At 32.8% G+C, this 23,854-nt stretch carries 25 protein-coding genes; 14 read left to right on the top strand and 11 right to left on the bottom strand.

What is annotated here, in order from left to right:
- Nucleotides 1–70 precede the first annotated feature (70 nt).
- Nucleotides 71–2,032 (top strand): lytic transglycosylase domain-containing protein, encoded by a 1,962-nt coding sequence (locus BHU68_RS06450; protein WP_069470691.1) that lies wholly within the window; start codon nucleotides 71–73, stop codon nucleotides 2,030–2,032.
- Nucleotides 2,033–2,082: 50 nt separating this feature from the next.
- Here the strand turns inward: BHU68_RS06450 and BHU68_RS06445 are convergent, their stop codons facing one another.
- The 5 genes from BHU68_RS06445 to BHU68_RS06425 are packed head-to-tail and all read right to left on the bottom strand — an operon-like array spanning nucleotide 2,083 to nucleotide 8,048.
- Nucleotides 2,083–3,831, bottom strand: a complete 1,749-nt coding sequence (locus BHU68_RS06445) for an O-antigen ligase family protein (RefSeq protein WP_069470692.1) — start codon at nucleotides 3,829–3,831, stop codon at nucleotides 2,083–2,085.
- Nucleotides 3,821–4,693: a glycosyltransferase gene (locus tag BHU68_RS06440; protein WP_069470693.1), complete on the bottom strand. Its 873-nt coding sequence runs from the start codon at nucleotides 4,691–4,693 to the stop codon at nucleotides 3,821–3,823. Before BHU68_RS06440 ends, BHU68_RS06445 begins: the two co-directional genes overlap by 11 nt.
- Nucleotides 4,690–5,175 carry a hypothetical protein gene (locus BHU68_RS06435; RefSeq protein WP_069470694.1) on the bottom strand — a complete coding sequence of 162 codons (486 nt, stop codon included), beginning with the start codon at nucleotides 5,173–5,175 and terminating at the stop codon, nucleotides 4,690–4,692. Before BHU68_RS06435 ends, BHU68_RS06440 begins: the two co-directional genes overlap by 4 nt.
- 19 nt (nucleotides 5,176–5,194) lie before the next feature.
- On the bottom strand, nucleotides 5,195–5,983 hold the full coding sequence (lgt, locus tag BHU68_RS06430) for a prolipoprotein diacylglyceryl transferase (protein ID WP_069470695.1): 789 nt from the start codon (nucleotides 5,981–5,983) through the stop codon (nucleotides 5,195–5,197).
- A 34-nt stretch (nucleotides 5,984–6,017) separates the two neighbouring features.
- Nucleotides 6,018–8,048, bottom strand: a complete 2,031-nt coding sequence (locus tag BHU68_RS06425; protein ID WP_083234137.1) for a sodium-translocating pyrophosphatase — start codon at nucleotides 8,046–8,048, stop codon at nucleotides 6,018–6,020.
- A 185-nt stretch (nucleotides 8,049–8,233) separates the two neighbouring features.
- Between BHU68_RS06425 and BHU68_RS06420 the strand changes: the two genes are divergently transcribed.
- The 4 genes from BHU68_RS06420 to BHU68_RS06405 are packed head-to-tail and all read left to right on the top strand — an operon-like array spanning nucleotide 8,234 to nucleotide 13,867.
- Nucleotides 8,234–9,382, top strand: coding sequence for a hybrid sensor histidine kinase/response regulator (locus tag BHU68_RS06420; protein ID WP_069470697.1), 1,149 nt, complete (start codon nucleotides 8,234–8,236; stop codon nucleotides 9,380–9,382).
- A gap of 36 nt (nucleotides 9,383–9,418) precedes the next feature.
- Nucleotides 9,419–11,779: an ATP-binding protein gene (locus BHU68_RS17575; protein WP_069470698.1), complete on the top strand. Its 2,361-nt coding sequence runs from the start codon at nucleotides 9,419–9,421 to the stop codon at nucleotides 11,777–11,779.
- On the top strand, nucleotides 11,772–12,164 hold the full coding sequence (locus BHU68_RS06410; RefSeq protein WP_069470699.1) for a response regulator: 393 nt from the start codon (nucleotides 11,772–11,774) through the stop codon (nucleotides 12,162–12,164). The genes BHU68_RS17575 and BHU68_RS06410 overlap by 8 nt, the downstream gene beginning before the upstream one ends.
- Nucleotides 12,164–13,867: a response regulator gene (locus BHU68_RS06405; protein ID WP_069470700.1), complete on the top strand. Its 1,704-nt coding sequence runs from the start codon at nucleotides 12,164–12,166 to the stop codon at nucleotides 13,865–13,867. The genes BHU68_RS06410 and BHU68_RS06405 overlap by 1 nt, the downstream gene beginning before the upstream one ends.
- A gap of 173 nt (nucleotides 13,868–14,040) precedes the next feature.
- Here the strand turns inward: BHU68_RS06405 and glgA are convergent, their stop codons facing one another.
- Genes glgA through BHU68_RS06390 form a run of 3 tightly spaced genes read right to left on the bottom strand, consistent with a single transcriptional unit; the run spans nucleotide 14,041 to nucleotide 16,074 of the window.
- On the bottom strand, nucleotides 14,041–15,498 hold the full coding sequence (glgA, locus tag BHU68_RS06400) for a glycogen synthase GlgA (RefSeq protein WP_069470701.1): 1,458 nt from the start codon (nucleotides 15,496–15,498) through the stop codon (nucleotides 14,041–14,043).
- Nucleotides 15,499–15,511: 13 nt separating this feature from the next.
- On the bottom strand, nucleotides 15,512–15,805 hold the full coding sequence (locus BHU68_RS06395; protein WP_069470702.1) for a hypothetical protein: 294 nt from the start codon (nucleotides 15,803–15,805) through the stop codon (nucleotides 15,512–15,514).
- Nucleotides 15,802–16,074 (bottom strand): hypothetical protein, encoded by a 273-nt coding sequence (locus BHU68_RS06390; protein ID WP_069470703.1) that lies wholly within the window; start codon nucleotides 16,072–16,074, stop codon nucleotides 15,802–15,804. The genes BHU68_RS06395 and BHU68_RS06390 overlap by 4 nt, the downstream gene beginning before the upstream one ends.
- Before the next feature lie 73 nt (nucleotides 16,075–16,147).
- On the opposite strand from BHU68_RS06390, the gene BHU68_RS17200 reads away from it, so the two are divergent.
- Together BHU68_RS17200 and BHU68_RS06385 are read left to right on the top strand one after the other, a co-directional pair.
- Nucleotides 16,148–16,312: a hypothetical protein gene (locus BHU68_RS17200; protein ID WP_171899472.1), complete on the top strand. Its 165-nt coding sequence runs from the start codon at nucleotides 16,148–16,150 to the stop codon at nucleotides 16,310–16,312.
- A 114-nt stretch (nucleotides 16,313–16,426) separates the two neighbouring features.
- Nucleotides 16,427–16,621, top strand: a complete 195-nt coding sequence (locus BHU68_RS06385) for a hypothetical protein (RefSeq protein ID WP_069470704.1) — start codon at nucleotides 16,427–16,429, stop codon at nucleotides 16,619–16,621.
- Between the two features lie 3 nt (nucleotides 16,622–16,624).
- Here BHU68_RS06385 and BHU68_RS06380 read toward each other — a convergent pair whose 3' ends face one another.
- Complete coding sequence (locus BHU68_RS06380) at nucleotides 16,625–16,993, bottom strand: group I truncated hemoglobin (protein WP_069470705.1); 369 nt, start codon at nucleotides 16,991–16,993, stop codon at nucleotides 16,625–16,627.
- 128 nt (nucleotides 16,994–17,121) lie between these two features.
- On the opposite strand from BHU68_RS06380, the gene BHU68_RS06375 reads away from it, so the two are divergent.
- Nucleotides 17,122–18,237, top strand: a complete 1,116-nt coding sequence (locus BHU68_RS06375) for a hypothetical protein (RefSeq protein ID WP_069470706.1) — start codon at nucleotides 17,122–17,124, stop codon at nucleotides 18,235–18,237.
- 84 nt (nucleotides 18,238–18,321) lie between these two features.
- Here BHU68_RS06375 and BHU68_RS06370 read toward each other — a convergent pair whose 3' ends face one another.
- Entirely contained in the window at nucleotides 18,322–18,924 is a 603-nt protein-coding gene (locus BHU68_RS06370; RefSeq protein WP_069470707.1) for a flavin prenyltransferase UbiX, read from the bottom strand.
- A gap of 22 nt (nucleotides 18,925–18,946) precedes the next feature.
- Between BHU68_RS06370 and BHU68_RS06365 the strand changes: the two genes are divergently transcribed.
- From BHU68_RS06365 to BHU68_RS06345, 5 genes are read left to right on the top strand one after another with little or no spacing between them, the layout of a single operon-like run.
- Nucleotides 18,947–19,261 (top strand): YbjQ family protein, encoded by a 315-nt coding sequence (locus tag BHU68_RS06365; protein ID WP_069470708.1) that lies wholly within the window; start codon nucleotides 18,947–18,949, stop codon nucleotides 19,259–19,261.
- A 2-nt stretch (nucleotides 19,262–19,263) separates the two neighbouring features.
- Nucleotides 19,264–19,716, top strand: coding sequence for a YbjQ family protein (locus tag BHU68_RS06360; protein WP_069470709.1), 453 nt, complete (start codon nucleotides 19,264–19,266; stop codon nucleotides 19,714–19,716).
- On the top strand, nucleotides 19,716–20,543 hold the full coding sequence (locus BHU68_RS06355) for a M48 family metallopeptidase (RefSeq protein ID WP_069470710.1): 828 nt from the start codon (nucleotides 19,716–19,718) through the stop codon (nucleotides 20,541–20,543). The genes BHU68_RS06360 and BHU68_RS06355 overlap by 1 nt, the downstream gene beginning before the upstream one ends.
- A 5-nt stretch (nucleotides 20,544–20,548) precedes the next feature.
- A complete protein-coding gene (locus tag BHU68_RS06350; RefSeq protein ID WP_069470711.1) occupies nucleotides 20,549–21,667 on the top strand; it encodes an AAA family ATPase in 1,119 nt (372 codons plus the stop codon).
- Nucleotides 21,660–22,211, top strand: a complete 552-nt coding sequence (locus tag BHU68_RS06345; RefSeq protein ID WP_069470712.1) for a hypothetical protein — start codon at nucleotides 21,660–21,662, stop codon at nucleotides 22,209–22,211. Before BHU68_RS06350 ends, BHU68_RS06345 begins: the two co-directional genes overlap by 8 nt.
- A gap of 129 nt (nucleotides 22,212–22,340) precedes the next feature.
- On the opposite strand, the gene BHU68_RS06340 is transcribed toward BHU68_RS06345, so the two are convergent.
- On the bottom strand, nucleotides 22,341–23,207 hold the full coding sequence (locus tag BHU68_RS06340; protein ID WP_069470713.1) for a hypothetical protein: 867 nt from the start codon (nucleotides 23,205–23,207) through the stop codon (nucleotides 22,341–22,343).
- Between BHU68_RS06340 and BHU68_RS06335 the strand changes: the two genes are divergently transcribed.
- Complete coding sequence (locus tag BHU68_RS06335; protein ID WP_069470714.1) at nucleotides 23,194–23,853, top strand: hypothetical protein; 660 nt, start codon at nucleotides 23,194–23,196, stop codon at nucleotides 23,851–23,853. The genes BHU68_RS06340 and BHU68_RS06335 overlap by 14 nt on opposite strands.
- Nucleotide 23,854 lies beyond the last annotated feature (1 nt).

Raw genomic sequence — 23,854 nt, 5'->3', positions numbered from 1 at the left:
TAACATACCATCTATGTGTATAATGTTTTCTGACATATACATTCTAACATGATATAGGAGATCAAAAAATATGAGGCTATCTATATGGCTAATATTTACAATATTATTATTTACTAATGTAACTGCTCAAAGCAGCACTACCAATCAGCAACGACTGCAATTTGAACAAGCCTTGGATGCGCTGAAAAATAAAGATTGGAATAATTTCCAAAGATTATCTTATGAGTTAAAAGGGTATCCTTTACACCACTATCTTCGTTATAAATATTTGAAACCGCGTATTACACAAGTTCCTGCTTATCAAATACAAAATTTTTTAAGAAACTATGGTGATACTTATTTTGGGGATAAATTGCGTCATATTTGGTTAAAAAAATTAGCCAAACAAAAAAATTGGAGATCTTTTATACAATTTTATACACCACAAAAATCTGTGGTTTTACAATGTTATTATGCTCAAGCTCGCATAATGACTGGTAAAAATAGACGACAAGCATTGGCTGACGCGAAAAAATTATGGTTAGTTGGTAAATTACAACCTAGAAGTTGTAATCCCGTTTTTCAATCTTTGTATCGAAATGGACAAATTGGTAACGCGCTAATTTGGAAACGTATTGAATTAGCAATGAAGAAAAACCGATTAAGTTTAGCTACTAGCTTGTCAAATCGTTTAATTTCTGTTGATAGAATGTGGGTATCACGTTGGAAAATGATGCACAAAAATCCTGCTAAATATTTAGCAGAATGGGATCAAGCCGATTCAGCTACTGCACGTAAAATTGTAATACATGGTATTAAACGTCTAGCTAAAAAACAATTTGATCGTGCTTATGATTATTGGAAAACTTATCAAGGTTTATATGCGTTTTCAATCGAAGAAATAGGTAAAATGCAACGTGATTTAGCATTAATAAGCGTCAAACATAATCATCCACTAGCTTTACAATGGTTGACAGTAGTTCATAATAACTTTCTAAATAAAAAAGTTAGTAAAACTCGTATTAAATTAGCATTAAGAAGACAGAACTGGCGTGCAGTAGCAGATTTTATTAGTGAAATACCACCAGCAGAACGTAAACCTTATTATTGGTATTGGTTGGCACGTGCATTGGAACAAAAAGGTAGAAAATCTCAAGCAAATGAAGTTTATAAAAAAGTAGCGAATGAACGTGATTATTATGGTTTTTTAGCAGCAAAACGTATTGGTGTAAAATACAACATGCTACATAAACCTATTAAAGCAACTGCGGCTGAACAAAAGCAATTAACAACTAAACTTAGCATTAAAAGTGCTTATGAATTTTATAAGTTAAGCAAATATAATCCTAGTAATCGTAGTTTGTTAATGAATGCACGCAGAGAATGGCGTTATACTATCAAAAACTTATCATCAAATCGTTTAAAAGAAGTTGCAGCGGCTGTTGCTCATAAATGGAAATGGCATGATCGCGCTATTTTTACAGCGGCTAAGGCGAATCATTATGATGATTTAGATCTGCGTTTTCCTTTAGCTTATCGCCATCAAATTACCAGTGGTGCCAAAAAACAATATGTTGATTTAGCATGGGTTTATGGAATAATTCGTCAAGAAAGTGTATTTATGAAAAACGCTGGTTCTCATGTAGGGGCATTAGGATTAATGCAATTAATGCCAGCAACAGCGCGTTTAGTAGCAAGAAAGATTGGAGTTAGAGTCAGTGGACGAAAATCTATTTTAGATGTAAATACTAACATTAGTTTAGGCACAGCTTATTTACGACAAATGTTAGATACATTTAATGGAAATTATATGTTAGCAACAGCGGCTTATAATGCTGGACCGGGGCGTGCTAGACGTTGGGCAAAAGAAAGACGCTGTATGCCTGCTGATATTTGGGTAGAAATGATTCCATTTAAAGAAACTCGCAACTATGTTCGTAGAGTATTATTTTATACACGTATCTTTGAAGACAGACTAGGTAAACGTCCTAGACAATTACGTGTAACTTTAAGACCTTATGTTAGTTGTGGTATAAAATATACTAATAGTTAAATCTACTAGACCTGACATCCCGACGATAGTCGGGATGTCAGGTTTAATATTTATTCAACAAAAAATTCAATAGGGCGAGTATTAAGAATTAGCCGCTGATTTTCAGTCAGCACATAGGCAACATAAACTTGAAATCTCCCAGCAACTAATGGACCATTATAAATAGATAAATCTATAGTTTCCGGTAGTTTATCATAATATTCTGCTGGTTTTAATTTAGTAATATCTAAGCCCTCCCAAACTGCATTGCCATAGCGTTGAAAAAATACAGCTTGTGTTTCTTTTGGTGCTAAATAGTTAGCCACTATAATTATATGAGCCGCTCTATCTCTATGATAATGAGCAATTTTAATCTTAGTTGATATATTTCCAGTCTCAGCAGTTGAGAATTTCTTACCAGTTTTAATCAGTGTCTCAAATTTAGTTTCTACTGGAAAACTATTGCCTTTTATATCAAGACTGATAACAGAATTTTCTCGCGTTGGTTGTTCAGTAATGATTTTCATCATTAGTTTTGCTAGTTGACTATCAATAGTCACAGGCGGTGCCATAAAAATACGAACAGTAGCTATAGATAATATACCGAATATTAGAATAAGAACAAATGATTTTAAATATGATTTCATTTCTATAATTGATTTTTTAGTATTTGTTAGTTTAATTCCACCATAAAATATACCGATTAAATAAGCAAATACATGCCCTTCGGTAGAATCTAACCAAAATGAATTAAATAAGCATCCAATTGCTATTGTAACAATTAAACCTTGCGCCATCATAGTTGCTTTTAACCACATTATATATAATAAAGCAATAAATAAGGCAATACCAATTACACCCCATTGTACTCCTATCATTAAATATTCATTATGTGGATTCTTGGTAGTTTGAATTTGTTTATCTTGCGCTAGTTTTTGATATTCATAAGAAAAACTTCCAGTGCCATGACCAAATATCGGTTTTTCAGTGATTAAATTTAAACTATTTTCATTAAATTCTAGTCGCATTTTGATGGAAGTATTGGTTTCACTGTGCTTATAATCCTGAACACCTTCAGAGATATTGTCTAGTCGATCTTTTAATATTTGTGAGGATTGATAAACCAAAACTGTTAAAATAACTAAAAAAATGCTACCAATTATTGCACCACGTAAACGATAAGTTTGATAACAAAATAATAAAATCAAACAAAATAAAACCAGATAACCAGTACGCCCTTCACTTAAAAACATGATATTATAAATAATTAATAACACCACAATAGCACGCGGCAATATCCAACGCCTTTCTTGCCAAGCTTGCATCGCAATAAAATATGCCACTAAAGCTAACAATAAACTTTGAGTTATATAATTTTTAAAAATATATGGTGCTTGAGGATTTTGATCAGTGCCTTTACCAATTTCCCAACCAGTAAATGCCATAACATAAGAAAGAATTAATGTCAGTAATATCGCGCTGATAAAAGCATAAAGCCCCCATTGACGACTAATAGGATCTCGAAAAAACAATATAAAAATAGGAATATACAAAAATTCCCTATATTTATCAAGTATTAGCCCAGCTTCAGTAAAAGCCACTGGTGTATACAGCAAACCTAATAACATTAATCCTACAAATAACAATGCAAATATAGCAACTGGATGCACTCTTAATATATTAAAATTTTGTTTATATCGCCCTTCTATAATTAACAATAACAGAGCAAGTGGGCATAAAATATTAGTTAAAGCGGTAGAAATTGGAATAGCAAAACCAATTAGAATTGCTAAAATACGTCGTGTGGTATCAAGGTTCATTTATTAATTTATAATGTTTTTTACTAAGTTCCAAATTAAACCACCCTTCAAAACGCATCATCCAACGATGGCGAAGTTCACGTCGCGTTGGTTGATACTGTGGATTTAGTTGTAAATGATGTTCTGCTTGTTGTGCTAACCAAGTTTCCATAATTGCAGGATGGCTACCGTCAAAGCTAGCTAAAGCTTGTGGATCAATATTACCATAACCTTCAAATTTAGGTGGTGAATGCCCCCAATATTGACTAACTTGTTCAATTTTTTGTTGCATATTCGCAATAGCACGTACATGCCCATAATGATAAATTGGCACTTCAGCTAAAGCGGCATTAGGATATCGCCCACGTTTATTTTTATCCATCACTACAAAAAATAAACCATCTGGTGAATAGCTACGAATACTATTACGTATTATACGTGGTGCGCGACGATACCAACCGGGGCTAATTGCCAAGGTTTGTGGCGTGCCATAAAAGTGATAATAATCAAATACTAAAGCTTCAATTTTGGGGTTATGCAGATGCTTTTCTAAATTGGATTTGATAATAGCAATATCTTGTTCATGTAAAACTTCATCACCTTCCAAATAAAACGCCCAATCACCACTACAATTAAAATGGGCTATCATTTTTTGTTGAGCATAAACATAACCACGATCCTGCATGGATTCATTCCAAGTGGTTTCAATCACACGCAATTTTGGATCAGTCATTGCCTTAATACGCGCTAAAGTATCATCATTTCCAGCACCAACTGCGACAATCACTTCATCACATAAAGACAATAAAGAATGTAAGCTTTCAATATAAGGATAGGCTAATTGAGTGCCATTACGAATAAAAGTAAAACCGCTGATTTTCATAATTTTCCTGCTTGAACCAAGCGACTAATAAATAGATTGTTAGAAATCCAAATGAGATGATCATTACTAGATGAATATATTATAGCTAATATACGAGATGTGCCATCTTTTTCAAGGCTAACTAAATTTGGTAGCATTAAGCCACTGGATGTTTTTGGAGGTTTTGGAAACGGTGGGGTAGAATAGGCTTTGTCAACTTTATAACGATATGGATTTCCCCAAGCGTCATGTCTCGCAAAGTTTAGTGCTAAACTTACCCAAGGTAAGTTGCCTTCAATATCACAAGCTGTATCTTCGATTCCATCATTATTAATATCAGGGCAGGGAAAGTGATCATTAATGATGGCAAAACCAATTAAACTTTCTTTGATATTTGCTAAGTCGTGCTTAGTTTTTTGGAATTTTTGTTGATCTATTTGTACTGATAATGGTAATAATAAACCACCCATCAATAAACTGATTATGGCGAATACCATCGCCATTTCAATTAAGCTAAATCCTTTAAGTCTTCTTAGAGAATAAATAAGCCCAACCCATCAAAATAATACCAAATAAAATCATTGGTAAACTCAATAATTGACCCATAGTCATCCACTCAAAGGCAATAAAACCTAAGTGAGCATCAGGAGTACGAACGAATTCTACTATAAAACGGAAACAGCCATAACCAATTAAAAATAAGCCTGAAACTGCCATCATTGGGCGTGGGCGTTTAGAAAACCACCATAAAATCAGAAATAAAGCTATACCTTCTAATGCCATTTGATAAAGTTGTGATGGATGACGAGGCATATTGCCAGCATGTGGAAATACCATTCCCCAAGGCGAATCAGTTACACGCCCCCATAATTCACCATTAATAAAATTACCAACACGCCCAGCGGCTAAACCTAGAGGAACTAATGGAGCAAGAAAATCAGTTAATGCAAAAAATCGCTGGTTAAGTTTACGTGCATATAACCACATTGCGACTAATACACCAATTAACCCTCCATGAAATGACATACCACCTTGCCAAACTTTAAAGATCGCTAATGGATCAGCCATGTAAGCTGGAAAATCATAAAATAAAACATAACCAAAACGCCCGCCTAAAACTACACCTAAAGCACCATAAAAAATCAGATCACCTACTTGTTCTGGCGTTAAAATAGAATTAGCGCGTTTTGCTCGTTGCGTACCTAACCACCATGCTAAACTAAAGGCAATTAAATACATAACCCCATACCAATGTACTTTTAATGGTCCAAGTTGGAAAATAACAGGGTCAATTTCAGGAAAACTTAACATAATTATTATTCCCCCTTAAAGGGGAAGGGAAATTTTATAATAAAGGTACAATTAATAATGCAACAATATTAATAATTTTAATCAATGGATTAATAGCTGGACCAGCAGTATCTTTATAAGGATCACCTACAGTATCACCTGTAACTGCCGCTTTATGAGCTTCAGAACCTTTACCGCCATGATTACCATCTTCAATATATTTTTTAGCATTATCCCATGCGCCACCACCGGTAGTCATAGAAATAGCTACAAATAAACCGGTTATGATAGTACCTAGCAATAAACCACCTAAAGCTTGAGGTCCTAATAATAACCCTACAGCAATTGGAATAATTATTGGTAATATAGAAGGTAAAATCATTTCCTTGATTGCTGATTTTGTCAACATATCAACAGCTTTAGAATAATCAGGCTTAGCGGTTTTATCCATAATGCCCGGGATTTCCTTAAACTGACGACGTACTTCTATAACCACACTACCAGCAGCTCTACCAACAGCTTCCATCGCCATCGCGCCAAATAGATAAGGAATTAAACCACCGATAAATAAGCCAATAATAACCATTGGATTTGATAAATCAAAGCTCATTATACCGCCATCAACACCATTAACATGTTCTGACACCTTATGTTGATATTCAGCAAATAATACCAATGCAGCTAAACCAGCAGAACCAATTGCATATCCTTTAGTAATAGCTTTAGTAGTATTACCAACTGCATCTAATGGATCAGTAATATTACGAACTTTTTCATCTAATTCAGCCATTTCCGCAATACCACCAGCGTTATCAGTAACTGGACCATATGCGTCTAAAGCAACCATAATACCAGTCAAAGATAACATTGAAGTAGCAGCAATCGCAATACCATATAAACCAGCTAATTCATAAGAACCCCAAATACTGGCACAAACTGCTAATACAGGTAAAGCAGTAGATTTCATGGATACGCCTAAACCAGCAATAACATTAGTTCCATGCCCTGTGGTTGAAGCTTCAGCAATATGTTGCACTGGTTTGTATTCAGTCGCTGTGTAATATTCAGTAATCACCATGATTACACCAGTTAATACTAAACCAATTAACGCAGCACCATAAAGGTTTAATGCATGTTCTGGCATCATATAAGCAATTATTGGGTAAAAAGCAATTGCCGCTAAAACTGCTGAGACAATAACACCTTTATATAAAGCCCACATGATTTTACCATCAGTAACTTTAACAAAAAAAGTACCAATTATAGATGCAATAATAGAAACACCACCTAAAACTAAAGGTAATAACACAGCATCATTATTACCTTGAAATGCCAAACCAGCAATCAACATAGTTGCAATAATAGTTACAGCATAAGTTTCAAATAAATCTGCTGCCATACCAGCACAGTCACCAACATTATCACCAACATTATCAGCAATAACCGCTGGATTACGAGGGTCATCTTCAGGAATACCCGCTTCAACTTTACCAACTAAATCAGCACCAACATCAGCACCTTTAGTAAAAATGCCACCGCCTAAACGAGCAAATATGGAAATTAAAGAACCACCAAAAGCTAAACCAACTAATGGAGCCAAATCAACTGTAGTTTTACCCTCTGGTAACATAGCTTGTAATACTGCATAATAACCTGCAACACCAAGCAAACCTAAACCAACAACTAATAAACCTGTAATAGCACCACTACGAAATGCAACTGACAAGCCGCTTTCTAAACCATCATAACAAGCTTGAGTAGTACGAACATTAGCACGTACAGAAATATACATACCAATATAACCAGCAGCCGCAGAACTAACAGCACCAATCGCAAAACCGATTGCTGTTGCCCAATCCAAAGCAAAACCAATTACTAATAAAATTATTACACCTGCAATAAAAATGGTACCGTATTGTCTATTTAAATAAGCTTGAGCACCTTGCTGAATTGCTGATGCAATTTCTTGCATTTTATCATTACCAGTAGGTTTTGCTAAAACCCACTTAATAGAAATTAGACCGTATATAACAGCCCCTGCTGCACAGAGCAAGCTTAGCCACAGTTCCATAGATATAGATGACATCGTTGTTTAATTTTCCTTAAAGTTAATTAATGTAATAATAGATTACTATTTTAGCAAATTTTTAATTATCAGTTCGATAGCACTATTATGTCAGTCATAATTAAAATTAATATAAATTAATATAAATTGTGGCATTGCTATCGCAGGAATTTTTATAAATTTTAGCATAAAGCCCAATTAAGAATATGAATAAACCAGTCATTTTATGTGTTGATGACGAACCAATATTACTATTAGCCTTAAAATATCAATTGAAAGACTACTTTGGTAATCAATATCAGATTGAAACAGCAGAAAATGCTGAAGAAGCTTTAGAAATAATTGAAGAATTATTAGCTGATAATATTGAATTACCATTAGTGATTTCAGACCAAGTAATGCCGGGCATGTTAGGTGATGAGTTATTAACACAAATTCATATCAAGATTCCTGAGACTTTAACAATTCTATTAACTGGACATGCTGATGTATCAGCAATAGCAAGAGCTGTCAACAATGCGAATTTATATCGTTATATAGCTAAACCTTGGGATCCTACTGATTTTAATCTTACCGTTACTGAAGCGGTGCGTAGTTATTTTCATAAAAAAGAATTAGCAGAATTTTATAAAGGATTAGAAAAAAAAGTTGCTGAACGCACTCTGGAACTTGAAAGAAAAAATCAATTTTTAAGTATGGCAGTGCATGACCTTAAAAATCCACTGTCAATAATTCAAACCTCATCCGAAATGATAACTAATCATTTTGATGACTGTGACAAAAGGCAATTGCTTGAATTTAATAGTTATATTTTTAGCAGCACTCAAAGTATGTTTGAATTAATAACCAATTTACTTGAAATTAATGAAATTGAAGCAGGTAAATTAAAAGTAAAACCAATGCTTATTGATATACAAGTTATATTAAATGACTTAATTAAACATTACCGAGTTCTTGCTAAAGCTAAGGGTATTAATCTATACTTTGAAACAGATCATCAGTCTTATAAAGCAATGCTTGATGAAAGAATGATAAGCAGTGTATTAGATAATTTAATTTCTAACGCTATCAAATATTCACCATATGATAAATCGGTTTATATTCGTTTATTATCAACAGAAACTCATATACGCTGTGAAATACAAGACGAAGGCCCGGGATTAAATGAGGAAGATCAAAAAAAATTATTTGGTCAATTTGCTCGTTTAAGCCCCCAACCCACTGCTGACGAACCAGCAACAGGTTTAGGATTATTTATCGTCAAACAATTAGTTGAAACTATGCGTGGTAAAGTTTGGTGTGATACTGAGAAAGATAAAGGAGCGACTTTTATTGTTGAATTTCCGAGTATTTAAGTCTTAGGTGTATTTTTTGCTACTCTAAATTATATTATGACAAAACTTAAAACAATTATAAAAAGACATTATTTAACTGCAACATTAACCACAGTAATTGCAGTTGAATTAGTATTATTAAGTCTATATTTTGGTGTTAGTAGCTTTTTCACTAATGAAGGTATGGATTTATTATTAAAAGAGGCTAAACAAAACATTGCTGAAATCTCAACACGAGAGGCGCAAAAAATTAATCAACAATTAGCAGAAATTTCTACTTTAGCTAAATTTATTCAAAATGACAATCAAAGATTTTTTAATAATCAAGATATTTTTGAACTGCCTTATGGAGAACCTAAGTTTACTATTGCAGATAATGGTGTTTTTTATAAACAAAATAATAATGGTGGTTCCAGTTTATATTATTTACCAAAAACTAAAATAAGCAAACAGCAATTTCAAAAAGCTCTACGTACAGAAACTTTTGATCCACTATTTAAGAATATTGTTATAAATAATTCCAATGTCGTCCAAGTTTATTTTAATAGCTATGATGATATGAATCGGCTGTATCCATTTATAGATAATGTTGCCACACAATTTGGTAATAATATAAAAATGGAAGATTTTAATTTCTACTATGAAGCCGACGCTAAGCATAATCCAGAAGGCAAACCTGTTTGGACAGATGCGTATTTAGATCCTGCTGGGCAAGGCTGGATGCTATCCTGTATTGTGCCGATTTATCGAAATGATTTTTTGGAAGGTGTATCAGGTATTGATATTACCATCAAAAACATTGTCAATAATATTTTAGGCTTAGAATTACCTTGGCAGGCGAATGCTTTTTTGGTAAATAATGACGGCATGATTTTAGCTATGCCTAAAACTATCGAAGATTTATTTGATGTAAAAAAAGATCATAGAATTAAAAAACTATTCAATAATAATGTCAAATTGATGGAAATTAATATTAAAAATCAAAAATTTTTAATAGCGCAAGAAGTGATTCCTGAAACTGATTGGCGATTATTATTTCTAGTTAATAAAGATATTGTATTTGAACCAGTATTAAAACTACAAACACTTGCTAATAAAATTGGTTTTGCCATGATCGCGTTTATGATCATATTTTATATAGGCTTCTTTTTTTACTTACTTAGAAAATCTAATAAATTATCTCACAAAATTTCAGCACCTATTATTAATTTAGCTGATACAAGCTCAGATATGATCAAAAATATTGATCATGTTAAAACTCATGAATTGCAATCTGATATTAATGAAGTTTGTGAATTATCAGAAAACTTTAATACCATGATTATTCATTTGCAAAGGCTATTCAAAAACTTGGAAGATGCTAATAATACCTTAGAAATCAAAGTTGAAGATCGAACACGTGAATTATCAGACGCGCTAGAAAATTTGAAATTGACTCAACAAGAATTAATTCAATCAGAAAAAATGGCTGCTTTAGGGCAATTAGTGGCAGGAATTGCTCATGAAATTAATACACCATTAGGTGCTATTCGCTCATCGGTAGAAAATATTAGTGCCTTTTTATCAGAAGATATGACTAAATTGGCTAGTTTTTTACAAAAATTATCCCCTAAAAGCCAATTAGAATTCTTTAGTTTGTTACAGAGAATTGATCAACCTATAATTACTAGTAAAGAAAAACGCAAATATCGACGTGCCTTAACACGTAAATTAGATATTGAAGAGATTGAAAATAGTGACATAATTGCAGATAACTTGGTAGAAATGGGTATTTATGACAATATTAAAGATATTTTAGTTTTATTAAAAGACACTAAAAGTGAGCAAATTTTACATAACGCTTATCGACTATCTACCTTACATAAAAGTACTAACACTATTGCCATAGCATCTGAGCGTGCCGCGAAAACAGTTTTTGCTTTGAAAAGTTTTGCACGTTATGACAATACAGGAGAAAAAGTGCCAGCCAATTTAGTTGATACAATTGAAACAGTTTTAACACTCTATCATAACAAATTGAAATACGGTATTAATGTAGTTAAAAACTATGAACAATTACCACCTGCATGGTGTTATCCCGATGAATTAAATCAAGTTTGGACAAATTTAATTCATAATGCCTTACAAGCAATGGATAATAAAGGTAGTTTAACAATTGAATTATCTAAACAAGATCAATTTGCAGTAGTGAATATTACTGATACTGGAGTTGGTATTCCTGATGAGATTCAACACAAAATTTTTGATCCATTTTTCACCACCAAACCTAGTGGTGAAGGTAGTGGTTTAGGATTAGATATTGTGAAAAAAATCGTTGACAAACACAAAGGTAAAATAGACTTTAAAAGCGAAATTGGAAAAACTACATTCACCGTCTCTATTCCCATTCATTTAACAGAGGAAATTAGAAATGTCTAAACCAGTCATTTTATTAGTAGATGATGAAGTTGTCGTATTAGATAGTTTAAAAATTCAACTAAAAAAAGAATTTGGCAATCAATATTTTTATGAAGTTGCTGAAAGTGCTGATGAAGCATTAGAAATTCTAGAAGAATTAGAAGAAGATAATGTTGAAATTTTACTTCTAGTATCTGATTGGTTAATGCCCGGCATGAAAGGAGATGAATTGTTAATTAAGGTTCATAATCAATATCCAGATATTATAAAAGTCATGCTTACCGGGCAAGCTGATGAAGATGCTGTTGAACGCGCTGAACAACAAGCAAATTTACATAGCTGTTTACGCAAACCTTGGGATAAAACTGAACTTATTGATACTATTAAGTCAGGCTTAGCAAAATAGTGAAAAAGCAAGTTATTCTCTGTGTTGATGATGAAGAAATGATACTTTATGCTCTAAAAATAGAACTGCAACATGTATTTGGTCATCAATTTTTCATAGAAACAACTAGCAGCGGCAAAGAAGCATTAGAATTAATAACAGAATTACAGAAGGAAAAATATGAAATTCCTCTAGTAATTACTGATTATATGATGCCGAATATGAGAGGGGATGAGTTATTACAACATATTCATGTTCTATCACCACAAACTCGTAATGTTATGTTGACAGGGAAGGCAGATATTGGAGCAGTTACTCAAACCATTAATAAAGCAAGGTTATATCGTTATATATCAAAGCCTTGGATAAAAAGTGATTTAATTTTAACCGTGTCAGAAGCGATTAAAAGCTATAGGAAAGAACAACAACTAACAGCCAAAACCAACGAATTACAAACACAAGCAGAAACTTTTTATAAATTTGTACCAGATCAATTTTTAAAACTGTTAAATATAAAAGATATTAATCAAATTAAATTAGCTTCATGTGTTGAAAAAACCATGAGTATTATGTTTGCCGATATTAGAAATTTTACTACTTTATCGGAAACCATGACTCCACAAGAAAATTTTAATTTTATCAATAACTATCTCAGTCAAATGGATCCAGTTATTGATCAAAACAATGGTTTTATTGATAAATACATTGGTGATGAAATAATGGCTTTATTTCCTAATAGTGCTGATGATGCGGTGCAAGCCGCTATTGGAATGTTAAAGCAATTAATCCATCATACAATTACAATTGGTATTGGTATTCATGATGGACCATTGATGCTTGGCACTGTAGGTAGTAAAAATCGTATGAATGGTACTGTAATTTCAGATGCGGTGAATTTAGCTTCACGAGTAGAAGGTTTAACCAAAACTTATAAAACCCCGTTGTTAATTACAGAACAAGTTTATAACAAGTTAATTGATCAGAACAAATATAAAATTAGAATTATTGATCATGTAACAGTTAAAGGAAAAACCCAGCCAGTTACGATTTATGAAGTTTTTGATGCTAATCCACAGCCATGTTTAGAACTAAAATTAAAAACCTTAAAGAATTTTGAATCAGGAGTCAAAAGTTTTCATAAAGAACAATTTGCAGCTGCAAATGAACATTTTAAAAAAGTTTTAACAGCAAATGAAAATGATCTAGTAGCACAAATTTATCTAAATCACTGTGAAAAGATTTTAAGTATTACCAGTCTAAAAAACCCTCATATATTAATAGTTGATGATACTTCTTTTAACAGTGAGATTTTATCTCGTGTTTTAAAAAATCAGAATTTTCAAGTCTCAGTTGCGAGTAATGGTGAACAAGCCTTAGAAAAAGTGAAACAAAATCCACCTAATTTAATATTATTAGATGTGATGATGCCGGGTATAGATGGCTTTGAAACTTGTAGGCAGTTAAAAGCTAATGCAAAAACTGAAGAGATTCCTATTATTTTTATGACGGCATTATCAGACACTATAGATAAAGTAAAAGGCTTTGAATTAGGAGCAGTAGATTATATAACCAAACCATTTCACAATGAAGAACTGTTGGTGAGAGTGAAAACCCATTTAAGAGTACATAATTTACAAAAACAGTTGGCAACTAAAAATTCTGAGTTAGAAATTAATAACTTAGAATTGAAAGATAAAATTAATCATATGATGTATGGGTTTTAAGTCTTATGTTATAATTCAAATGAATTTAAACCGGCAAAACTAGCTTTGTACAACGCATTTTTAACCAATTATGGAGTGAAAATAAAATGTGGTATCCAGATCAATTCGTATTTAACTTGGGGATAATTACAGGTTTCGAGGCTAAAAGCCTCGAAAACAAAATTAATCACAGTTCAAAACTTTAACAAATTCTGATAAAGAGAATAATATTCCTCAGCGCGTTTGTGCCAACTAAAATCACGACTCATACCATTGACTTGTAAACCAGTCCATTTTTTATCGTCATGGAATAGTTTTAATGCGCGTTGAATACATAATAATAGTTCATCAGAAGAAGCTTTATCAAATACAAAACCAGTTGCAGTTTTATTCTTAATGTTTTCCAGAGTCGCATCTATAACTGTATCTGCTAAACCGCCAGTGCGTCTAACTATTGGTATAGTGCCATAGCGCATACTATAAATTTGATTTAATCCACAAGGTTCAAATTTTGATGGCATTAGAAACATATCAGCAGCGGCTTCAATTTGATGTGCTAGTTTTTCATCATAGCCAATGTTGACACTCATTTGTTTTGGATAAGTTTTTGCTAAATTTTCTAGGCTGCTTTCTAAGCCTTTATCTCCACTACCTAGTATTACTATTTGGGCACCAGACTTAATAATCTCTGAAATTATAGGTATTAATAAATCTATACCTTTTTGTTCTGCCAGACGAGTAATTATTCCAAGTAATGGTGCTGTTGTTGGAGCTAGATTTAGTTGTGTACGTAAAGCTTGGGTATTACGTTTTTTATTAACTACTTTTTTGATACTATAATGGTTTTTGATATTAGGATCAGATTCTGGATTCCAAGCGATAGTATCAATACCATTTAAGATTCCAGATAATTTATTTTGACGCTGAGTTAATAAACCTTCTAAACCACAACCATATTCTGGAGTTTGAATTTCTTTGGCATAAGTAGGGCTGACTGTTGATATCCAATCAGAATAATATAAACCAGCTTTTAGAAATGATACTTGTCCATAATATTCTAATCCAGACATCTGAAAACTTTCAGGCGGCAAACCAAATAAAGCTATGATTTCTGGTCCAAAAACGCCTTGATAAGCCATATTATGTATGCTCATCAAAGTTTTAGCTTGTCGTTTAGAATCAAAATTTAAAAAGGCTGGTACTAATCCAGTTTGCCAATCATTACAATGAATTATTTGTGGTTTAAACAAAAAGTGATGTTGTCCAAACTTAGCTGCAATTTTAGAAAGTATTCCAAAACGTAATGGATTATCATACCAACTTTTACCATTAGAATCTTGATATGGTCCACCTTTGCGCTCATATAATGCTGGACATTCAACTACATAGACAGGTGTAATGGAATCAGGCATTATACCAGCTAATAAGCGTACAGGCTCTTGCAAAGGAAATACCCTAATATTTTCATGTACTTCTATCAGAGACAACTGCTCAAGTACAACTGGATAACCGGGCAATAATAAGCGAACATCAATACCCATCTTCCTTAAAGCGTTAGGTAATGCAGCACTGACATCTGCTAAACCGCCGGTTTTAATTAGTGGATATGCTTCTGATGTGACAAATAGTACAGGTAACTTTGAATCTTTCATAATTTCTTATTTTTTATCTGGCTTTGATTTGACCAGTTGTGACTTTATGGATAATATGAGAAATATAGGTTTGATAAGGCATACCTTCATTGAGTGCAATCGCTTTTAAACGATCTATATCACTTTCAAGTAATCTGATAGTAATTGATTTTCTTTTTGATAATTTTTCAATAGTATTTTTAGCTGCCGTTTGGAAAGAGTGCTTTAGCTCTTCAAATTCTGTACCTATTACCGATTCAAACCGTTCTTCTTCAACATCATTAATAATATTAATTTCTTCTTCAGATTCAATTAATTTTCTACTCATAACTGTTCCTTTAAATACTTTTTTGTCATTTTTCTGCTAGGATAAACTGTTTTGAGGAAAAAGTTTTCACCATTTTTCACAAATGGCACTACATAAACATAATTTCCTATAGCAACTATCATACAATACTGATGACTATGATTTAAACTGGGATTTTTGACAAAATCTAAAAGATTTCCATTATGAATACTTAAAACAACATCTTCAAAGCAAATATTTCGCGTTTGTTTTAATAACAAATTTTTTTCATCGTTCCATTCAAAAATCATTTCAAACCTAAATAACTTAATTGATTTAACATTGATTGTACATCAATTGTATTAAAAATGCCAATATAAACCTATGAAAAATATTCCTGATATAAATATTCAATTAGAGATGCGTAAATCTCATCTTTTCAGTGCTTTTGATGAGCAACAGTTTAAACAAATACTAGCTTATACTAGTATAAAAAAATTAGAAACAGCACAGGTTTTATTTACAAGAAAAAATATTTACTATATTTAATGCAGGGGAGAGTTTTGCGGAAGCAATAATGCTGATGGAAAAAAAACATAAATCAGCGCGATTGCCCTAAATTCTGTAACAATAGTTGCTATTGATGCAGTACATTATAAAAAAATGTTATCTGAATCTATAGATGTTTGTTTTCAATTAATGGCTGCAATGAGTCAAAAAATACATTGGTTAGTTAATGAAGTTAATAGACTATCATTGCATGATGCAATTTTTCGTTTAGTTACATTTTTATTAGAGAAAAAATATTATCTTTATATTGAAATATTAGATGTCGAACAACTAAAAAATATTATTTGATAGCTAACGACACAAAACATCATTTCGAGTGCTTTCAACAATTTTACCAGCTTCTTTGATAATGTCTTTAGGCACATTTAAATCTTGTAGTGCTTTTACTAAGTTTTCTACTGTAGCATCAAAATGCAGATCTGATAAACCTTGTTGATCTACAAGCTGTTGATGTGCTGCACCCATATCTTTGCCATCATAACCGCCATCAGCACCTAAAGAATAGGCAATGAAATCTTTTTGATGTTGACGTTGTTTATCCATGTTGACATTTGTAAAAAAGTCTTTTACACGTTCATCTGCAAGCATATATACGTAAAAACGATCAACGGCTGCATCAACAACATCTTTACCACCTATTTTTTTAAAGACACTTCTCATAATAATTTCCTTGTAAATTTTAATTTTAAATTATATTCTACATTTAAAAAATGCGCCTTGACTTAGATCAAGTCACGGCATAATATATGCCTATAAATTATAAGTGTTAATTAAACAGGAAAAATATTATGCCTTGGTATTTATTAGTATTTAGTTTATTATTTTTACAATCTGCAATGGCAGAAGATATATCAATAGTTGGTAATCCTAGCATTCATCAATTGAATGGTGTTCAACATATTTTTGCACGTGATACTAATGGACATTTACGTGAATGGTGGAGAAATCCAGAATCAGATTGGCATCGTGAAGATTTATCTGCTATCTTTAATGAGAAAAAAATTGCTGGTAATCCTATCAGCAGTGCCGTAAATGGTATTCAACATGTTTTTGCACGTGATACTAATGGACATTTACTAGAATGGTGGTGGAGAGTTGAAGATGGCTGGCATTTAGAAGATTTAACGCCAGCAGGAGAAACAATTATTGGTGATCCATTTTATTACAATAATCACAATGGGGTTCAATATGTTTTTGCGCAAGATTCGGATGGAGATTTACGTGTATGGTGGTGGACAGCACAAGATGGTTGGTCTTCTATAGATTTAACACATTTTGAAGGTTTAAATGAAGATATAGAGGGACATCTGGCTGGAAATCCATTTTTTGCTATCGAACAGAACGGAACTGTACATGTATTTGCACGTAATATTAATGGAGATTTAATTGAATGGTGGTGGACACCTGAGCATGGTCTTCATATTGAAAATTTAACAACAGTAGTTGGTGGGCAGACTATTGTTGGTGATCCAACTATATCTTTAGCAAGTAATTATTACTATACACATAATGTATTTGCACGCAGCCCAGATGGACATTTACTTGAATGGCAATGGAGAGGATCTCATCAAGGCTGGAAACTACAAGATTTACATAAAATTAAATTTGTAAATTTTATTAGTAATAGTGGTGAAACAATTTCAGGTGATCCTAAAACTTGCGGAGATTGGAAAAATATTTTTGTAAGAGATAGTAATGACCATCTAAAATTATGGACAAACTCATATAATGGTTGGCAAATTACTGATTTAACAAATGTTAATGGCGGTACAACAATATCTGGAAATCCAATAGCTGATTGTTCTAGTTATAATAAAAAGGATATTGTTGCACGAAATTCTAATGGATATTTACATCATTGGAGTTTAAGAGCAACTACTTGGCTTGCAAGAGAAATTAAATAAGTGTCTTTTTCATCAATCAGATGCCTGCCTACCAAATAAGAGTTTTAAGCCTTGTAACCGAGCCTACAAATAAAACTGTTTATATCAACCCCAACGAGCCAATAAATCATGTTCAATCCCTAAATGATCTAAAATCCGCGCCACAATAAAATCTATAATTTCACTTATTTTTTCTGGGTTATGATAAAATCCCGGATTTGCTGGCAAAATTACTGCACCGATCTTTGCAAGTTTCAACATATTTTCTAAATTAATTACTGATAATGGTGTTTCTCTATGCACTAAAATTAATTTACGTTGCTCTTTTAATGTTACATCAGCGGCTCGTTCAATTAAATTGTGACTTAAACCATTAGCAATCGCTGATAATGTACCGCTAGTACAAGGGCATATCACCATTGCACTAGCTACTGAGCTACCACTTGCAATAGGTGCCATCCATTGTTCACGCCCAAATACCTGCAATTGCCCGGATTTTGCATTATAATATTCACTTAAAATAGCTTGTATTTCCGCTGGGCGCGAAGGTATTTTCAAACTAGTTTCCATATTAACGACTATTTGTGCTGGTTTAGATATTAATAAATAAACCTTTTTTTCGGCAATAATTAATTGCTCTAATAAACGTAAGCCATAAGCGGCTCCAGAAGCTCCAGTCATAGCTAAAGTAATAGCTGATTTACTCATAAATTTTCTCAAGGAATATAAAATGATTCTAACAACACTCGAAGGTGTACCCGGTAAAACTATAGTTGAACATTATGGCATAGTACAAGGTAGCACCATACGTGCTAAACATATTGGTAAAGATATTATGGCTAGTTTTAAAAATCTCATTGGTGGAGAATTAAAAGGTTATACCGAACTATTACAAGAAGCGCGTGCTGAAGCCATTGAACGTATGGAAAAACAAGCAACAGAATTAGGTGCTAATGCAATATTAAATATTCGTTTTGCTACTTCCTCAGTAGCCCAAGGAGCCGCAGAATTATTTGCTTATGGTACAGCCGTGAAGGTAGAATAATCATGGATGTTTCCTCTTTTTACATCTTTTTATTATTGTTAATTTTAGGATATGCGATAGGCAGTTATCTTGAAAGACGACATTATAAATCGATTCAACAACGCGAACATGAAACTCTTCATGTGCCTATTATCACCATTGGTGCTAAACAAGCAATGCCAAATGCAGAAGAAGCTCAATTATTTGTTGGAACAGTTGTAATTTCTGTTGACTATTTTAAACGATTCTCAGCCGCTTTACGAAACCTAGTTGGTGGGCGCATTACAGTCTATGAAACATTATTAGATCGTGGGCGTAGAGAAGCATTGTTACGTATGAAAATAGAAGCTATTGAATGGGGAGCAGATAAAGTAATGAATGTCCGTATAGAAACTGCTACAATTGGTGGGCGTTCAGGCAATAACAATAGTTTAGGTTCAATTGAAGTCATTGCCTATGGCACCGGAATCAAATAATGAAATTTATCCATAAAAAAATACCAGAAGACATTAATATTACTAAGCGTCATCCACTGAGTAATTTAGCTCATTTATTAGGAATGGTGATAATAATCGGCGTTATAGGCTTTGTATTATTAGGTGTAACCGCTGATTTAATCAGTCGTTGGATAAGCCCAGAAATGGAAGCTAAAATCGGTAACAGCTTATTAACTATGGTTTCTGACAATGAAATTAAGGATGATAAACGCATTAAATATTTAACAGAACTAATATACAGTCTGCCAAAAAAAGATGAAGAAATTCGTTTACCGTTGAAATTGCACTTGATTGAAAGTGATGTAGTAAATGCTTTTGTAATAGCAGGTGGGCATATTTTTATTCATACCGCCTTACTAAAAACTGTTGAATCAGAAAACGAACTAGCCTTTGTACTAGCACATGAATTAGGACACTTTCAAGAACGCCATCCTATAAATGGTTTAGGAAGAGGAATAATTTTTATGCTAGTGGCAAATATACTAAACTTTGGCACACATGTTAATGTACCTGACATTCTATCTCTAGGCTCAGAATTATACCTAATGAACTACAGTAGAAAACAAGAAACAGCGGCAGATTTATACGCATTAGAAAGAATAATCAATCGCTACGGGCATGGAGGGCATACAATGCAATTCTTTAAACGGCTAGAAAAAGATGAAGCAGAAGGAAATTTAGTAAAAGTTTCAGAATACTTCTCAACTCATCCACGAAGTAAAGAAAGAATTGAGAGGCTAATGCTAGAAGCAGAAAAACAGACTTGGAAAATGCAAGGTGATGCTACTTCTGTTTCCAATATTTGATAACAATGCTAAAAGAAATACACCTAAATAATTGGAAAAGCTTTAAACAAGCTACTCTTTACATTGATCCACTGACGGTACTTATTGGTACTAATGCCAGTGGTAAATCTAATGTATTAGAAGGATTAGAATTTCTACGACGTATGGCAAGCGGTGAAAATATAGAGTCAGCCTTAACTGCCTTACGTGGTGGTTTAGAATGGGCTACATTGAAATCAGAAAGACAATTTACTCTCTCCGTATTAATAGAAGCTAAAGCAACTGATTATTTTTATAGTCTCACGGTAGAAATTGACACACAATCTAAAATTGTCAATGAGCGTTTGATTTCTATTAATAATAATAAGAACATTTTTCAAAAAATTGATGAACAAACAGATAAAATTTATCTATATGCTTTAAAAGAAAGCATAGAAGCTGCTAATCTAGTCATTAACACTTTACAGAATATCTTTATATTAGAACCTGTTCCGACTCATATGCGTACTTATACGCCTCTATCGCACAAATTAAGTAATGATGCCAAAAATATTGCTGGAGTATTAGCCGCTTTACCAGATACACAACAAACCTGTTGTGAAAATATTTTATCCTATTATGCCAAACAACTTCCTGAAGGAGATATACACAAAGTCTGGGCGGAAAAAGTTGGAAAACTAAATAGTGATGCGATGTTATATTGTGAAGAAGAATGGGTTAATGGAGAAATTACTCTGATAGACGCTCGCAGCATGTCAGACGGCACATTACGCTTTTTAGCCATACTTACCGCCTTATTAACTCGCCCATCAAATAGCCAATTAATAATTGAAGATGTGGACAATGGTTTGCACCCATCACGGGCTGGTTTACTACTCCAAATACTTCAAGAACTTGGCAGACAGAGAAATATTGATATTCTTGTCACTACCCATAATCCAGCTTTACTGGATAATTTAGCACCAGAAATGGTGCCATTTATTGAAGTAGCACATCGCGATAATAAAACTGGCACTAGCAAACTTACTTTGCTAGAAGACATCAGTAACTTACCCAAACTATTAGCATCAGGTACATTGGGTAAAATTACTACACAAGGTAAACTTGAAAGAAGTTTAACACGTCGCGAGGCAGAAAATGCCTAAGAAAGTCTTGGTTATTGATACCAGTATTCTTTGTGTATGGTTAGGCGTTCCATATAAAGATACTTGTATAGTTGCAAATGAAATTTGGGATCAACAACGAGTAGAAACACTTATCAAACAGGAAGAAGCAAAAGGTACTACTCTGGTTTTACCTTTAGCTACATTGATTGAAACCGGTAATCACATTGCTCAAGTAAAAAAACCATATACAGAAAAACGCTATTCACTGGCACAAGCATTAGCCAAATATATGATAAAAGCAGTTGATGAAGAAAGTCCTTGGGCAGCTTTTACCGAACAATCAATACTTTGGGAAACAGAAGCCTTAAAAGAACTAGCACAAGAATGGCCTTCTTTAGCAGCTCAAGCAGACGTTAAGAAAGATAAAGGTGGCTTATCAATTGGTGATGCCACCATTAAACGAGTAGCTGATTATTACGCCAAAATGGGAAATGAAGTTGAAATTCTAACAGGAGATGAAGGTTTAAAAGCCTATCAACCAGCATCATCACCAAAACCACCGCGAAGAAGAAAAAAGAAATGAACTACCAAACAAGAAGCAAAAGGAAATTAATTAGAAAAACTATCAGACCTGACAGGTTTTCAAAACCTGTCAGGTCTAAAACCCGATAGTTTAACATAATATTGAGTTCATACCCATGGAAGCTAAAGTTCATTCAATAACTTCAGCATTTTTAATACGATAAAAATATCCCTGTTCATCTTCTTTTAATACTTCAAGTGTGCCAATTACTATAATTGGCTTTAAAGATATATTGACATTTTTAGTCGTATAAACATCAATTATATTTTCTGCACCTGTTGGCAAGCTAAAAAAAGAAGTTGGAGCTTTAGCCGATAATATAAAATGTTTTGCTGCTATTGGTATTAGAAATCCTTGTATTTTTATTTGTTTATTGTTTAAACTGGTTATTTGTGGGGTAAACTGGGGAGTATCATTTTTTAACCTCACTTTTGCTAAATTATTCCATGATACAAATCCGGGCGTTTCTCCTAATATTAATGGCGATTTGAATTTTGGATCATTGACAATAATCGCTAAACTCGCAGATACTCCTAAACTATGGTTAAAAACTGTAATTTTATCTTTCCCAACTACAGTTGCTAATAATAAGCTTGTTGTTTTACCCTTATTATCTGTAAATAAATTATTTTCAGTAAAAAAATTGCCATTACTGGAAGTAATGGATAAAGACTTATTAGCAATTGCATCTCCATTTTTATTTTTTAATATCGCTTGCAATTCAACATTATCACCAACCGCCATCTTAATCTCTGACACTTTTCCCCAAGCTGATAAACTTGGCACCTCTAAGTTCAATTGAGCTTGTTCAATCTTATTTAATTTTTCAAATTCATCAATAGATACAGTGCTTTGTTCATTATCACTACAAGCTACTAAGCTGAGTAATAAAATTAAATTCCATAGATATTTAAATTTGGTATTTTTATTGCCTATTTTGCTATTATGACAAATAAGACGAGGATCAAAAAGGTAATAAATTATGTTTAATTTCACTACAAAAATCTCCAATGATAAACAAGCAGTAGCAAATTTTGGTTATAAAATAACTTACGAGGCATTACCCCATCAAAGCATCAGGGCTTTACCAGAGCAAATACAGCTAGAAGTTCAAAAACTATATAAATTGATCCGGAATAGCCCACAACAAACTATTAGCCCCTTAGTTAAATTAATCACCAAATATCCACAAGTACCTGTTCTTTATAACTATTTAAAAGCAAGTTATGATGCAACCGGTCAATCAGATAAATCTGAAGCTTTATTAGAACAACTTTATCGCAAATATCCTGATTATTTATTTGCTAAAACTCAATATGCGTTTCGCTGTTTGAGGCTGGGTAGTTTAGAACAAATACCCATTATATTTCAAAATAAATTTGATTTACAAATGTTGTACCCAAATCGAGAAGTATTTCATATTTCTGAATTTACCGCCTTTACTGGTTTGATGGCATTATACCATCAATCAATTGATGATAGTCGCACCGCAAAAAAACACTATTGGCGACTAAAAAAATTGGCACCAGAACATAAACTGACTGCGGTAATACAATCACAAATTTATCCTAGTATTTTTCACCAGTTAATATGTTACTTTGACGAATATTTTAATCAACAAGCTTATTGTAAATACTTTTAAA

This window comes from Candidatus Marithrix sp. Canyon 246 (assembly GCF_001723685.1).
In the GTDB taxonomy this organism is placed as follows: domain Bacteria; phylum Pseudomonadota; class Gammaproteobacteria; order Beggiatoales; family Beggiatoaceae; genus Marithrix.
The sequence above is the reverse complement of the archived record's forward strand: the minus strand, read 5'-3'. Positions and strand labels throughout refer to the sequence as shown.

Excerpts from the sequence above, each read along its gene's own strand:
- BHU68_RS06380 (WP_069470705.1), bottom strand. The coding sequence starts at position 16,993 with ATGAGAAGTGTCTTTAAAAAAATAGGTGGTAAAGATGTTGTTGATGCA.
- BHU68_RS06385 (WP_069470704.1), top strand. The coding sequence starts at position 16,427 with ATGTTATCTGAATCTATAGATGTTTGTTTTCAATTAATGGCTGCAATG.
- BHU68_RS17200 (WP_171899472.1), top strand. The coding sequence starts at position 16,148 with ATGAAAAATATTCCTGATATAAATATTCAATTAGAGATGCGTAAATCT.
- BHU68_RS06335 (WP_069470714.1), top strand. The coding sequence starts at position 23,194 with ATGTTTAATTTCACTACAAAAATCTCCAATGATAAACAAGCAGTAGCA.
- BHU68_RS06420 (WP_069470697.1), top strand. The coding sequence starts at position 8,234 with ATGAATAAACCAGTCATTTTATGTGTTGATGACGAACCAATATTACTA.
- BHU68_RS06360 (WP_069470709.1), top strand. The coding sequence starts at position 19,264 with ATGGATGTTTCCTCTTTTTACATCTTTTTATTATTGTTAATTTTAGGA.
- glgA (WP_069470701.1), bottom strand. The coding sequence starts at position 15,498 with ATGAAAGATTCAAAGTTACCTGTACTATTTGTCACATCAGAAGCATAT.
- BHU68_RS06445 (WP_069470692.1), bottom strand. The coding sequence starts at position 3,831 with ATGAACCTTGATACCACACGACGTATTTTAGCAATTCTAATTGGTTTT.
- BHU68_RS06395 (WP_069470702.1), bottom strand. The coding sequence starts at position 15,805 with ATGAGTAGAAAATTAATTGAATCTGAAGAAGAAATTAATATTATTAAT.
- BHU68_RS06365 (WP_069470708.1), top strand. The coding sequence starts at position 18,947 with ATGATTCTAACAACACTCGAAGGTGTACCCGGTAAAACTATAGTTGAA.
- BHU68_RS06435 (WP_069470694.1), bottom strand. The coding sequence starts at position 5,175 with ATGGCGATGGTATTCGCCATAATCAGTTTATTGATGGGTGGTTTATTA.
- BHU68_RS06350 (WP_069470711.1), top strand. The coding sequence starts at position 20,549 with ATGCTAAAAGAAATACACCTAAATAATTGGAAAAGCTTTAAACAAGCT.
- BHU68_RS06450 (WP_069470691.1), top strand. The coding sequence starts at position 71 with ATGAGGCTATCTATATGGCTAATATTTACAATATTATTATTTACTAAT.
- BHU68_RS06370 (WP_069470707.1), bottom strand. The coding sequence starts at position 18,924 with ATGAGTAAATCAGCTATTACTTTAGCTATGACTGGAGCTTCTGGAGCC.
- BHU68_RS06345 (WP_069470712.1), top strand. The coding sequence starts at position 21,660 with ATGCCTAAGAAAGTCTTGGTTATTGATACCAGTATTCTTTGTGTATGG.
- BHU68_RS06355 (WP_069470710.1), top strand. The coding sequence starts at position 19,716 with ATGAAATTTATCCATAAAAAAATACCAGAAGACATTAATATTACTAAG.
- BHU68_RS06440 (WP_069470693.1), bottom strand. The coding sequence starts at position 4,693 with ATGAAAATCAGCGGTTTTACTTTTATTCGTAATGGCACTCAATTAGCC.
- lgt (WP_069470695.1), bottom strand. The coding sequence starts at position 5,983 with ATGTTAAGTTTTCCTGAAATTGACCCTGTTATTTTCCAACTTGGACCA.
- BHU68_RS06425 (WP_083234137.1), bottom strand. The coding sequence starts at position 8,048 with ATGTCATCTATATCTATGGAACTGTGGCTAAGCTTGCTCTGTGCAGCA.
- BHU68_RS06390 (WP_069470703.1), bottom strand. The coding sequence starts at position 16,074 with ATGATTTTTGAATGGAACGATGAAAAAAATTTGTTATTAAAACAAACG.
- BHU68_RS17575 (WP_069470698.1), top strand. The coding sequence starts at position 9,419 with ATGACAAAACTTAAAACAATTATAAAAAGACATTATTTAACTGCAACA.
- BHU68_RS06375 (WP_069470706.1), top strand. The coding sequence starts at position 17,122 with ATGCCTTGGTATTTATTAGTATTTAGTTTATTATTTTTACAATCTGCA.
- BHU68_RS06410 (WP_069470699.1), top strand. The coding sequence starts at position 11,772 with ATGTCTAAACCAGTCATTTTATTAGTAGATGATGAAGTTGTCGTATTA.